At 67.8% G+C, this 12,596-nt stretch carries 12 protein-coding genes and 1 tRNA gene; 4 read left to right on the plus strand and 9 right to left on the minus strand.

Going from position 1 to position 12,596, the window contains the following annotated elements; translation table 11 throughout:
- From ACYVII_RS13205 to ACYVII_RS13215, 3 genes are all read right to left on the minus strand, one after another.
- Nucleotides 1-744: an ABC transporter permease gene (locus ACYVII_RS13205; protein WP_460535780.1), complete on the minus strand. Its 744-nt coding sequence runs from the start codon at nucleotides 742-744 to the stop codon at nucleotides 1-3.
- A gap of 68 nt (nucleotides 745-812) precedes the next feature.
- Entirely contained in the window at nucleotides 813-1,616 is an 804-nt protein-coding gene (locus ACYVII_RS13210) for a COG4705 family protein (protein ID WP_460535782.1), read from the minus strand.
- Between the two features lie 43 nt (nucleotides 1,617-1,659).
- Nucleotides 1,660-3,243, minus strand: a complete 1,584-nt coding sequence (locus ACYVII_RS13215; RefSeq protein ID WP_460535784.1) for a glycosyltransferase family 39 protein — start codon at nucleotides 3,241-3,243, stop codon at nucleotides 1,660-1,662.
- Between the two features lie 157 nt (nucleotides 3,244-3,400).
- On the opposite strand from ACYVII_RS13215, the gene ACYVII_RS13220 reads away from it, so the two are divergent.
- Nucleotides 3,401-4,135 (plus strand): phosphatase PAP2 family protein, encoded by a 735-nt coding sequence (locus tag ACYVII_RS13220; RefSeq protein ID WP_460535786.1) that lies wholly within the window; start codon nucleotides 3,401-3,403, stop codon nucleotides 4,133-4,135.
- Nucleotides 4,136-4,165: 30 nt separating this feature from the next.
- Here the strand turns inward: ACYVII_RS13220 and ACYVII_RS13225 are convergent, their stop codons facing one another.
- The 5 genes from ACYVII_RS13225 to ACYVII_RS13245 all read right to left on the minus strand — a co-directional run bounded on the left by ACYVII_RS13225 (nucleotide 4,166) and on the right by ACYVII_RS13245 (nucleotide 9,316).
- On the minus strand, nucleotides 4,166-4,315 hold the full coding sequence (locus ACYVII_RS13225; protein ID WP_460535788.1) for a hypothetical protein: 150 nt from the start codon (nucleotides 4,313-4,315) through the stop codon (nucleotides 4,166-4,168).
- Between the two features lie 100 nt (nucleotides 4,316-4,415).
- Nucleotides 4,416-5,435, minus strand: a complete 1,020-nt coding sequence (locus tag ACYVII_RS13230) for a sensor histidine kinase (protein ID WP_460535790.1) — start codon at nucleotides 5,433-5,435, stop codon at nucleotides 4,416-4,418.
- Entirely contained in the window at nucleotides 5,432-6,112 is a 681-nt protein-coding gene (locus ACYVII_RS13235; RefSeq protein WP_460535792.1) for a response regulator transcription factor, read from the minus strand. Before ACYVII_RS13235 ends, ACYVII_RS13230 begins: the two co-directional genes overlap by 4 nt.
- Complete coding sequence (locus ACYVII_RS13240) at nucleotides 6,102-6,815, minus strand: phosphatase PAP2 family protein (protein WP_460535794.1); 714 nt, start codon at nucleotides 6,813-6,815, stop codon at nucleotides 6,102-6,104. Before ACYVII_RS13240 ends, ACYVII_RS13235 begins: the two co-directional genes overlap by 11 nt.
- Complete coding sequence (locus ACYVII_RS13245) at nucleotides 6,812-9,316, minus strand: CDP-glycerol glycerophosphotransferase family protein (protein ID WP_460535796.1); 2,505 nt, start codon at nucleotides 9,314-9,316, stop codon at nucleotides 6,812-6,814. Before ACYVII_RS13245 ends, ACYVII_RS13240 begins: the two co-directional genes overlap by 4 nt.
- A 174-nt stretch (nucleotides 9,317-9,490) precedes the next feature.
- On the opposite strand from ACYVII_RS13245, the gene ACYVII_RS13250 reads away from it, so the two are divergent.
- The 3 genes from ACYVII_RS13250 to ACYVII_RS13260 all read left to right on the plus strand — a co-directional run bounded on the left by ACYVII_RS13250 (nucleotide 9,491) and on the right by ACYVII_RS13260 (nucleotide 11,251).
- A complete protein-coding gene (locus ACYVII_RS13250) occupies nucleotides 9,491-10,084 on the plus strand; it encodes an iron transporter (protein WP_460535798.1) in 594 nt (197 codons plus the stop codon).
- Nucleotides 10,085-10,281: 197 nt separating this feature from the next.
- A tRNA-Met gene (locus ACYVII_RS13255) sits at nucleotides 10,282-10,358 on the plus strand.
- Nucleotides 10,359-10,432: 74 nt separating this feature from the next.
- Nucleotides 10,433-11,251: a carbon-nitrogen hydrolase family protein gene (locus ACYVII_RS13260; RefSeq protein WP_460535800.1), complete on the plus strand. Its 819-nt coding sequence runs from the start codon at nucleotides 10,433-10,435 to the stop codon at nucleotides 11,249-11,251.
- Here ACYVII_RS13260 and ACYVII_RS13265 read toward each other — a convergent pair.
- Nucleotides 11,227-12,447 (minus strand): pyridoxal phosphate-dependent aminotransferase, encoded by a 1,221-nt coding sequence (locus ACYVII_RS13265; RefSeq protein WP_460535802.1) that lies wholly within the window; start codon nucleotides 12,445-12,447, stop codon nucleotides 11,227-11,229. The two genes, ACYVII_RS13260 and ACYVII_RS13265, sit on opposite strands and share 25 nt — an antisense overlap.
- Nucleotides 12,448-12,596: the final 149 nt, after the last annotated feature.

A 12,596-nucleotide genomic window follows, 5' to 3' on the forward strand; every position in this document is an offset into this window, starting at 1 on the left:
TCACACCAGCGCCGCGGGCTTCACCCGTACAGGCGACATCCAGAGCGCGACGATCACTGCCGTGATGGCGCCGGTCGCCATGATGGATGCCAGCACCACGATCTGGAACCGGCCCGCCTCCAGCGGTGAGACGCCGCCGAAGATCGCACCAACGAATGCGCCGGGCAGTGTGACCAGCCCCGTCGTCTTGGTCTGGTCGGTCGATGGGATGAGCGCCGCGTAGACCGCGTCTCGCGCGAGCTCATGCGTGGACTGGCGCGGAGTCGCGCCAAGCGACATCCACGCCTCGACCTGGTCCCAGCGGTCGCGCACGAGCTCCACGAACCGTCGTCCGGCCAGCGTGGCGATCGTCATCGTGTTGCCGATGACGATGCCGCCGATCGCGAGCACATAGCGCGCTGAGAATTCGATGGTGCCGGTGACGAACACGATCGTGAGCGTCAGGGCGATACCGGCCGCCATCGCCGAAACGATCATGATCGCGTGCTGAAGGTTCCAGCCGATGCGCCGGATCGCGGTCGCGCACGCCACCCCGAACATGACGAGCAGCGCGAGCGCCACCCACCACCCGTTGGTGATGACGCCGGTGAGAATGATGCTCACGACCGCCAGCTGCAGGACGCCGCGCAGCACCGCCAGCGCCGGCGCCCAGTGGTGCGGGGCGCCGTAGTACCACAGAACTCCGGTGGCGAGGGCGATGAGAACGGCGATGCCGACGAGGCTGTTCACCAGCACAGTGGTCATGACAGGAGCCTATGGGCGATTGAGATGAGAGCCGGGCGAGTTCGCTCGCACGGCCGAACCGATCCCGCCTACGATTCGACTCCCGTGAACGATCCGCCGGCGAGTGCCCGCTCCCGTCGAGGCGCCCGAACGTAGATGAACCCGACGAGAGCCGCCATCAAGAGCACGAGAGCAAGCGCCACCGGGCCTTCTCCCGCACCGAGTCCGCCGTCTGCTCGCGGCTTGCCGAGCCAGTCGGCGATCGAAGCGCCGAGCGGGCGGGTGACCACGTAGGCGAACCAGAAGCAGAACACACCATTCCAGCGGGCGAACCGGAATCCGAGTGCCGGAATGAGGATGACCACGGCGAAGACGACGATGGACGCCAGATAGCCCATGCCGAAGCCGATCGCGGTGAGGTCGCCGAGTGCGGTGCCCATCGCGAAGGTGGCGACGACGGCCGCCCAGTACAGCAGTTCGCGCCGCGGCGTGACGATGTCGTGCACCGACAGCGTGTGCTCGAGCCGTCGCCAGAGCACGAAGACGGCGGCCAGGACCACGGCGTAGAACGTCGTACTCACCACGTAGGGAACGCCGAGCGCGACATGCATGACGTCCGCCGCCATCGTGCCGAACACGCCGACCATGCCGACGGTGAGCCAGTACGACCAGGGGGTGTACCTGCCGCGGGTGAGCTGCACGATCAGTGCGATCACGAACAGGGCGAAACCGCACAGCACCGCCACCACCGGAGGGAGCACGTGGATGGAGTAGTCCGAGACGGCCTCGCCCATGGCGGTCGAGACGGCCTTCGTGATCCAGAAGACCGGCGTCGGGTCGGGAACGCGGGGGAGTCGGGGGCTGCTGTGGCGGGCGGTGGCGGGTGGTGTCATCCGTTGTCTCTGTCGATGGGGTGCTGGGGGTCTTGGATGCCTGTCAGCGGGTGAACAGGTAGATCACGCTTCGATGCAGCGAGTAGTGCGCGGTCTCGTGGTAGCCCAGCCGCTCGAGCGACTCGGTGCCCCACAGGTACACCTGGCCCGGCATGGAGTACTCCACGACCCACACCCGGTCGATTCCGTGAAAGCGGCCGAGCTCGGCAGCCTGCTGCACCGAATACGCCGAGTCGTACCAAGTGTCGTTCTGCGCGTATGGCACCCGCAGTGTGACATCTTTCACGGCCGAGAATGCCGCCGGGTCCGTACTCATCGCGAGCCGGGTGCGGCGGGACGGACGAACGCCCTCGTCGAACACGATGCCGTCACCCTGATGGGCGTTCGCGTGCACGGTCGCGGCGATCTCGTTCCAATCCGACTCGTTCATCGAGTAGGGCCCCCGCTGGCTCACCCAGACCGGCGCAGCGGCGATCAGCACGGCGGCGATGCCGGCGATGCCCACCCATCGGTGGGCGGTCAGACCCCACCGGCGTGCGGTCAGGCTCACGAGGCGATCGATGCCGGCGGCGATGAGGATGGCCGCAGCGGGTGCCGCCATGGTGCCGTATCTGGCGGTGAAGTCGTTGAAGACGGCGCTCGTAGCGATCAAGATGCCCATGGGCAGCACGAGCCAGCACAGCCCGAGCACGACGAGGTCGGCCTTGCCACCCGCGAAGCTGCGCACCGCGGCGGTGCCGGCCGGCATGGAGCGCGACCGCCGGCGGCTGCGCTCGGTGCGCAGCACCAGGTCGCCGACGGCCACGAGGATGAGGAGCCATGCCACGATGGCGAACGGCACGGCGCTGAACCACATCTGCACGAAGACGGCCGACGACGTCACCTCCGCCTGATCGGCCAGGTACGCCACCTGGGCGCGTTCCAGATAGGCGAACACGAGCAGCGGCGCCGAGGCGAGCACGGCGGTGCCGGTCGCCGTCACGAACGCGCGGAGGTGCCTGCGCGCCATCGGCGTCATGGCGAGGAACACACCGATCGCGATCACGATGAGCAGGTTGTAGAGGAACAGGTAGGTGGCGAAGACGAGCACGATGCCGTACGCCGTCCACAGACCCAGGCTCCGCCGGCGGCTGAGGACGATCTCGACGACGATCGCGCACAGCACGGCGCAGAGGGCGGCATCCGTGGCGTACGACCGCGCCTCCTCGCCCGCATAGGTCAGGCGGGGAAGCACGGCGACGACGATGCCGGCGATCACGGCGAACCGTGCGCCGCGCATCCTGCCGCACATCCAGGCCACGGCGGCCGCGCCGATGCCCACGCCGACCGCGCTCGGCAGCCGGATGGCGAACGGCGATGTGCCCGCGAGGTGCACCCAGAAGTGCAACAGCACGTAGTAGAGGCCGTGCACGGCATCCACGTGTCCGAGCATCGTGAAGAGGCTGCCGAACGAGCGCTGCGCCGACAGCAGGCTGGCAGCCTCGTCGCCCCACAGCGAGGGAATCCATGAGCCGACCAGGCTGACCACCATGGCAGCCGCGCCCGCCGCCACGGCGATCACGCCGAGACGGCGTCTCTCGCTCATGCGGACGGCGCTGACGACCGGTGCGGTGGCAGTGTCGACCATGCTGGCAGTCAAATCGCGCGAGTCCAAGAACCGGCTAAGACCGCGCCGTTCGGCGCGCTTCCTGTCAGCATTCAGAGAGGAGCTCACCGGCCGGCCCGAAGACCTGCACATGAGGTTTCTTAGACCACCATGAGGACGCCGAGACGAACATGGTGCCGTGGATGCCCGAACGCGCACCGCGCCTCCGCTTTCGCCGGAGGCCGGCGCCCAGGAGACGCGGCGCGCCCGGCGCGCGCTGGCGCCGTTGCGGCATCCTGCGCTCTGGGTCGCAGCCGGCATCGCCGCGATGGTCCTCGTACTCGTGACCGGGCTCGTGCTCGACGGACATCCGTCGTGGTCCGCGGCCGAGCTCGCCGTCGACGAGTGGGCCGGAGTCGGGTCGCCGGCGCTCATCGGCGTCGTCGCCCTCGTCTTCGACATCACGGTCAGCACGGCGGCAGGGGTCGTTCTGCTGCTCATCGCCGCGCTCATGGTGTACCTGATGGCGGACGGGGCGACAGCCGTCGTCTTCGTCGGCGGCGTGTGCCTGGCGTGGCTGGCCTCGACCGCCGTGTCACTGGCGGTGAACCGGCCGCTCCTCGAGTCGTCCGCCGGACACACCGTCGTCTCACCGGGAGCGCTCAGCTACCCGAGCACGCCCACGGCGTTCGGCACAGCGACCGTCATCGGGCTGCTGCTCGCCGCGCGCGGAAGCAACTGGCGCTGGCTCGTGGCGCTCGCCGGAGGCATCGCCCTGGCCGTCTCGCTCTGGGCCAGGCTCTACCTCGGAGCCGGCTACCCTACGGATGTGGTCGCCGGCGTCCTGGTCGGCGGCGCGGTCGCAGCGATCTACTATCCGGTCATGCTCGATCTGGTGCTGCCGGCGATGCGCCGCAGGAATCCGTCGCGCTGAGCACCGAACCCGCCGAACGCGTCCGGCGCGTCACTCGTCTGCCTCGTCGGCGTCGTCGGCAGTCGCCTCCTCGTTCCGGAGACGCCTCTCGTTGCCGAGCAGCGCCAGCGCGAAGAAGGCCGCACCGGCAAGCAGCGTCGCACCCAGCGTCGCGGTCGCGGCCATCCATTTGACGCCCACAGGTCCTCCCGAATCTCCTGCCGAGTGTGCCATTCGTCATCCCAGTTTCGTCTCAGAAGATGGCTGGTCGAGTGCCTCACGGGTGTTTGCATCGCGACGTTCACGCTCGTGGCAGCGTGAGCGTGAAGGTGGTGCCTGCCGCGGAGGTGTCGGCGATCTCGATGCGTCCGCCGTACCGTTCGGCAATGTCTCGCACGAGCGCGAGCCCGATCCCGAATCCCGACCGGGCACCGTCCTGGGCGGCGCCGTCTCCGTGAGCGAACCGCTCGAAGAGGCGCTTCGGGTCGATGCCGATGATGCCCCCTCCGTGGTCGCGCACCGAGAGAGTGAAGTATCCGCGGTCTCTGGCCGACGCGAGCACGACCTCCACTGAGCCGCCATCCGGCGAGTGCGCGATCGCGTTGTCGACGAGCGCCACGATGCAGCGGCGCAGGGTGCTGGCCGGCACACGCGTCTGTGTCTCCTCGAGCCTGGCGCCCTCCAGGTCGTCGTCGGCGATCAGGGAGAGCGTGATGTCGCGCCGGCCGGCGATCATCCGCAGATCGGCGATCGCCGCGCGGGACAGCGCTGCCACGGAGGTGAGCCGCTCCGGTTCGGCATCAGCGGGGGGTGCGGCGGTGAGCAGCAGGTCGGTGATCACGTCGCCGAGCACGCGCACGTCATCCCGCAGCCCTGCGAGGTTCTCAGCCGTGTCAGTCCCCGCGTCGATCTCCTGCCCGAGCAGTTCGACGCGCGCGGCGACGACCGCCACGGGCGTGCGCAGCTCGTGGCTGGCATCCGCGACGAACGTGCGCTGGATGCGCAGCGCCTCGCCGAGCGGACGCACCGCGCGGCGGGCGATCACCCAGCTCATCAGACCGGCCAGCGCGATCGCGATGATGCCGACCACGATGAGCGCGACGAGCATCTCGTTCGCGTCGACGTAGATCTTCGTCTGCCCGGGTGCAGGCTTCTCGAGGAGCTCCCTCGGCTCGGACTGCTTCTTGATGAACGCCACCGACAGCGCGACAACGAGAACGACTATGGCGGCGGCAGCCACCGTGATCTGCGCGGTCACGACCCGGGAGGCGTGGGAGATCGCGGCGGCATCCGTTCCGTCGCCCGGCCGCCGCCGGCTCACAGCTGTCCCAGTCGGTAGCCCTTGCGCCGCACGGTCAGCACGATGTCGCGATCGGTCTTGCGGCGCAGGTAATGCACGTACGTGTCGACGGTTCCTGGCTGGTCGTCGGCGCTGAACACGGTGCGCAGGATCTGCTCCCTGGTGAACGTGCGCTCGGGGTTCTCGGCGAGCAGGCGAAGCAGTGCGCATTCGCGAGGAGTCAGAAGGATGCGTCCGATGTGCGGCGAGTAGATGCATCCGTCGTCGGGATAGAAGGTCCATTCGCCCACGGGTAGGCCGGCGCCCTGGGGATCGAAACGTCTCGTGAGCGCACGCAGCCTGGCCAGCAGCTCGTCGAATTCGAACGGCTTCACGAGGTAGTCGTTCGCGCCCGCATCGAGCCCGTCGACCTTGTCGGCAGTGGTGCCGAGCGCCGTCAGCAGCATGATCGGCGTCGCCACGCGTTCGTGCCTGACGTTCTGCACGATGCTCAGTCCGTCCATCGATGGCAGCCGTCGGTCGATGACCATGACGTCGTGGTCTCCGCTGAGGGCGCGTTCGCAGCCCTGCTGCCCGTCGGCTATCAGCTCGACCTCGAACGATGACTGCAGCACCTTCGCCATGAGCGGCCCCAGCTTCGGGTCGTCCTCGACGAGCAGGAGGAAGGGGCGTGTCTCGCCGTTCGCGCTATTTCCCATGAATGGCACCCTCTGCTCCGGTTCGTTCCACACCGGTACCCCACCGTCCGCGCACCGCGGGCATCGCAACGTTCAGGATCAGGGGTATCACGACGCCGGCGACAGAGACCGTCAGCAGAACGGATGCCGTGACATCCGTCGGAAAGTGCACTCCCAGATACATCCGCGACCACGCCACGAGCACCACGAGGCCGGAGCCGAGCACGATGACGACCCACTCGTATCGCCAGTCGCGCAGAGTCAGCAGCAGCGCGAGCACGATTGCGCACGCGAACGCGGTGTGCCCGCTCGGAAAGCTGAAGCTGGCGGGCGTCTCGAACACCGGTGCGGAGAGGCGGGGCCGCGGCCTCTGCACCAGGAACTTCATGCTCTCCGTGGCGCCCCAGCACACTCCGACCGTGACGGCGAACACGAGCGCGCGCGTGAATGAGCGGGTCAGCGCCCAGACCGCTACCGCGATCAGGAACGTGAGCGGGGCCGCGACCGGCGGGGAGAAGAACCACGCGATGAACCCGGCGAGCGCCAGCCCTGCCGGCGTGTGGGTGGTCGCGATGGCGTTCAGCGCGTCCGTCTCCCACGCCGTCCACTGCGGCGCGTGCGTGACGGCGAATCCGAGCGCTCCGGTGAACACGATGCCGCAGATCCCCAGTACGAGGAGGGGAATCGGATGCCGCACCGGGCGCAGCGGATCGCTTGCGGTCATCCGGCGCTCAGCCTCGCGGCATCCGCGATGCCGGTGAACTCCTCGGCCACCTCCGCGCGATAGGCGTCGGCGTCGAGCGAGCTGGGCGGAACCTCGCCGTTCAGGTACGCGAGCAAGCCGTCGGCCAGAGCGGAATCGGTCTGACCGACGACGTGGATCGCGTCGTCCGGCAGCGCGTCGTGCACGGACGCGAACGCGGTGGAGACGATCGGGAGACGGCACACGGCCGCCTCCAGCAGCACCATCGGCTGCCCCTCGTAGACGCTGGAGAGCACGAAGCAATCGCACGCGGCGAGGATCGCGAACGGGTTCTGATAGGCGCCGGTCAGCGTCACGACGTCTGTGAGCCCGAGCTCGTCGATCAGGGACTGCAGCTCGTCGCGGAGCGGTCCGCCGCCCACGATCAGCAGGCGGGCATCCGGGCGCCGCTCGTGCACCGTCGAGAACGCTCGGATGAGTCGCGCGTGGTTCTTCTCCGGCGACAACCGCCCCACCGTCACGAACCAGCGGCCCTCGTGCTGTTCGAGCTGCCGCACCCAGTCCGGCACGAGCACTTCCTCGGTCTCCGGGTCGATCGGATGCCCGGCGAGCTCGGCCAGCGGCTGCTGCATTCCGGAGAGCACGCGTTCCACATTCGGGAGGTTCCGCACGGTCACGAAGCGCTCGGCCGGCGCGAACTCCGCCAGTTCGCTGCGGTTCAGGTCGGTCAGCCGCGGAGAGACCGAGACCAGCTGATCGTAGGAGCGATACAGCGCGAACACGTGGCCGAGGCTGCGCAGCATGCGCTTCTTGCCATTCACCTCGCGGTGCCGGTCGGCCGCCATCTCGTTGTGCAGCCAGATCGCCCGCGGGGCATCGGGGGAGTGCAGCAGGAGCGTGGCCCAGAACGGGCTGTATCCGCTGAAGTCGGCGACCCAGTCGAACTTCGCGTCGCCGAAGACGCGCTTCCACTCGTCGTCCCACAGTGCCTTGTACCGCAGCGGATCGTCGTGCTGGAGCACCTCGCCACGCCGCTCGTCGAGCTTGCGGCGCACGTGAGCCAGCTTGCTGCCGTTCATTCCTCCGACACGGTAGATCTGCCGCACCTGCGGTGGGATCAGCGCCTGATTCGCGCGCGCCCATCCGCGCCGCGAATACGACATCAGAGCGGTCACGTCGTAGTGCTCGTGGTCGATGCCGGCCAGAAGATTCATGGCGGCGGTCGTGATGCCGTTTGAGCGCATCCCGCCGAGGTAGAGAAGCAGACGGCGGCGTCCGTCGTTGCCGGCGGCCCGCACGTGGTGGCCGTCCACGATGCCCTTGAACACGATGTCGATGACGCGCTGAGTCGCGTGGCCGTCCTCGTGCGAGGCGAAGCGGTCGCGCCACTGTTCGTAGCGCTCGGTGAGCGGATCGTCCTTCAACAGTCGCGCCATCGCCTGGCCGGCCAGCGCGGCGTCGTCGACGACCGGTCCCGGAAGTTCCTCCGGCGGAAAGTACGTTCCGCGCGTCTCCGTGTACTCATCGGCATCCGGCGTGTAGAAGACGATCGGCTTTCCGGTGGCGAGGTAGTCGAAGAAGATCGACGAGTAGTCGGTGATGAGCCCATCGCACACCCCGAGGATCACGTTCGTCGGCAAGGAGTTCGGGGCGAGTATGCGCCGCAGCTCGGGTCTGGATGCCGCGAATCCGTGCACGATCTGGTGAGTCTTCAGCAGCACGACGTGGTCGGGACCCAGCTCGCGTTGCAGTCGCTGCACGTCCACGATCAGCTGGTCGACGTCATCCTCTGGTCGTCCGAACGTCTCGCCGTGCCAGGTCGGCGCGTAGAGCACGATGCCGCGCCCGCCGAGTTCGGCCCCTGACCGCTCCAGGGCAGCCCGCACCCGCCCGATGGCCGGGCTGTCCAGCCGCTGCCGGTCGATGCGGGGGTAGCCCTCGGTGATGATGCGCCCGGTGTACACGTTCCGCAGGCGGTAGGCATCCTCGTACATGCGCTCGGCCATGAAGTCGTTCGCTGCGAGCAGGAAGTCAGCGGCCAGGAAGTTGCGCAGCGTGTTCGCCGAGTCGAGCGCCCCGCCCGGCATGTCGAAGCCCATCTGCTTCAGGGGAGTGCCGTGCCAGGTGTTGAGGTACACCTGGCCAGGTCGCTTGCTGAACTCTGCGGGGAACGTCGCGTTGTTCACGAGATACTGGCTGGTCGCGAGCGCCTTGTAGTAAGCCCCGCTGCGGTATCGCACGAAGGTGACGCGGGGATCGTTCGCGAACTCGCGCACCAGTTCGGGGGCGGAGTCGCGTTCGGCCAGCGCCCATACGTGTTCGAACCCGGCGAATTCGGGATCGGCGATCAGGCCGCGGAAGATCGCCTCCGGGTTGCACAGGGCGCCGTTGCCGGAGAACGACTCGTACAGCACCGTGCCCGGTCGAACCGGCTGCTTGCGCCAGTATGCGTGCCTGTCGTACTCGGCAGCGCGCTTGAGCTTTCGCGCTTGTCGGCGGATGCGTGCGAGCGGTGACTTCACTAACGACTCCTGGCAATACGTGGCCGCGATGAGTCTTTGCATGCGGCTCAAAGACTCCTCACATCGTAGGCGGCGCCGCTGTACCACCCCTTCGCGGTTGAAGGAAAGCGGGTGACGCCCGATGCCGTCCTTCCTAGCGTTGCTCTCGCAAAGCAGAGTAGAGAGGAGAGGCGGATGAGCGCGAATGTCCATCTGTCGGGTGCCGAGAGGCCGCCCATGGACCCGAACACGTCAGAGGCCACGAAGCGGCAACTGGAGCTCGCCATCGGGCAGGGCGACGCCTATCACAAGGCCGTGGAGTACATGGTCGGCGACATCGCCAAGGGCGGCGGCATGCAGAAGAAGGGCGACTACCTGATCGGCTACGCGGTTGAGGATGCCGAGGGCATGTACAGCTTCGACGACGGCACGCTGACGTGGAACAACCCGCAGGAGGAGAACCAGCACCTGGAGATCGTCGTTTGCGACGGATCGGACGGCCGCTTCATTCCCGGTGTCTCCGTCACGGCGACCCTGATCACGCCGAGCGGCGAAGAGCTGGGACCGCACGACCAGGTTCTGGTGTGGCATCCGATGATCTACCACTACGCCCGCAACTGGACGCTGCCCGAAGACGGCGAGTACGTGCTGCGCGTGCACGTCGACCCGCCGACTTTCATGCGTCACGACGAGGTCAACGGCCGTCGGTTCACCGAACCCGTCGACGTGGAGTTCACCGGCGTCAAGATCGAGCGCGGCGCGGAGCCGGTCACCCCGCCGTCCCACTAGCCCCATCGCGAGGGTGCGCGTTCTCCCGCGCGAGGGTGCGTCTGCTTCTCCGCGAGGGTGCGCGTTCTTCCCTGCGAGGGTGCGCGTTCTTCCCTGCGAGGGTGCGTCTTCTTCCGCCCGAGAGCGTGCGATTTATGCTGCCGGAAGTGCCTCGATTTTCGGGTGTCGGTCCACCGTGCTAGGCTCATTGATCGTGCCGCGGGGTGGAGCAGCTCGGTAGCTCGCTGGGCTCATAACCCAGAGGTCGTAGGTTCAAATCCTGCCCCCGCAACCAAATGAGAAGGCGTCCCGCGAGGGGCGCCTTCTTCGTATCGCCTCGCGCGAGGCGCTCGAGCGGATGGTGGCATCGTGTCGAATTCAGAGACGCTCGTTCCGGTCGCGGTCGCGCAGTTCGCACCCGGTCCCGACACGGGGGCGAACCTCGACGCGATCGCCGGCCTTGCATCGCAGGCTGCTCAGCGCGGCGCCCGGCTTGTCGTCTTCCCGGAGTACTCGTCGTACTTCGTCGATCCGGTCGACGCCCGGTTCCTCGACCATGCCGAGCCGCTCGACGGCCCTTTTACGAGTTCCCTCGCACGGTTGGCGGATGAACTCGGGCTCACGATCGTCGCGGGCTTCGCCGAGCGCACGGATGATCCGCACCGCTTCTCCAACACGCTCGCGGCCGTAGCGCCGGGCTCGGGCATCCGCGCGGTGTACCGCAAGCAGCACCTGTACGACGCTTTCGGCGTCCGCGAGTCCGATGTTGTGCAACCCGGACCGCTCGAGGCGCCGCAGGTGTTCAGCGTCGAAGGTCTGACTGTCGGACTCCAGACCTGTTACGACCTGCGCTTCCCGGAGATCACGCGCACCATCGTGGATGCCGGTGCCGATATCGTCGTCGTGCCGAGCGAGTGGGTGCGCGGCCCGCTCAAGGAGCATCATTGGCGCACGCTGATCACGGCGCGGGCGATCGAGAACACCGTGTTCGTCGCCGCAGCCGACCAAGTAGGGGGCGTCAGTATCGGCTCGAGCCTGATCGTGGACCCGATGGGTGTCGTGCTGGCGGATGCCGGTGAGCAGCCCGGGCTCGCCCTCGCCTTGATCGATCGCGAGCGACTCGGTCAGGTGCGAACCCTGAATCCTGCGCTGTCCCTGCGCCGTTACGCCGTCGTGCCGAGGGCCTGACCGAGGCGAGCAAGTTGCGCTGCAGCTCGCTCGAGCACGTCGACGCGTTTGCAGAACGCGAAGCGCACGAGCGATGCCGCTTCTTCGCGCGTACGCGGTCCGCAGAACGCGCTGATCGGAACACCGACCACTCCGGCGAGTGAGGGGAGTTCGCGGCAGAAGGCGACGGCATCCGCGTAGCCGAGGGGTGCGGCATCCGCCACGACGAAGTACGAGCCGTGCGACGGGAAGACCCGGAACCCGGCGCTTTCCAGGCCGGCCGAGAGCAGGTCGCGCTTCGCGGCGAGTGTCGCGGCGATCTCGGTGAAGAAGGAATCGGGCATCCTCAGCCCTGCCGCGATAGCGGGCTGGAATGGCGCGCCGTTCACGTAGGTGAGGAACTGCTTCACCGCGGTGATCGCCGTCACGAGCGCTGGGGGAGCGGTCAGCCAGCCGATCTTCCAGCCCGTGGTGTTGAACGTTTTGCCGCCCGAGGAGATCGTCACCGTGCGATCCCGGCCGCCGGGAAGTGTGGCGATCGGAATGTGCGGCCGATCGAACGTGAGGTGCTCGTACACCTCGTCCGTCACGATGACGGCGTCGTGCGCGTGCGCGAGCTCCACGATGGTCTCGAGCGTCTCGCGTCCGAATACGGTGCCCGTCGGGTTGTGCGGATCGTTCACCAGGATGACCCTGGTCCTGTCGGTCACTGCCGATCGCAACTCGTCGAGATCCGGCTCGAAGTCCGGCGCCCGCAGGGCCACCGTGCGATGGATGCCGCCCGCCAACGCGATGATCGCTCCGTACGAGTCGTAGAACGGCTCGAACGTCACGACCTCGTCGCCGTCCTGCAGCAGTGCGAGCAGCGTTGCGGCGATCGCCTCGGTCGCGCCCGCGGTGACCAGCACTTCGCGATCCGGATCGATGGTGAGCCCGTAGAAGCGCTGCTGGTGTTCGGCGATCGCCTCGCGCAGAACGGGCATCCCGATGCCCGGCGGATACTGGTTGACACCGTCACGGATGCTCCGCACTGCCATGTCGAGCACCTCGGCCGGTCCGTCTTCGTCGGGGAACCCCTGCCCGAGGTTGAGCGCTCCGGTTCGCGAGGCAAGAGCGCTCATCTCAGCGAAGATCGTCGCCGACACCGTGCCCTCCGGGCTCAGGAGTCCCGCACCGTGCGCCGCGCGCTGCCAGTTGCCGGGAATCAACGCCGTCATCGTTCCTCCGCCTCCTCGTGGTCCACGGCTGCTCCTCGCCGCGGACTGTGTTTTCAAGGTAGTGCGCCGGTCGAGGCTGCGCCTGTTTTCCACTGCGTACGGATGCGTGCCCGTGCCGCCTGTGGATAACACCTGCCTCGAAAACCGTC

The organism is Humibacter ginsengiterrae (assembly GCF_054780115.1).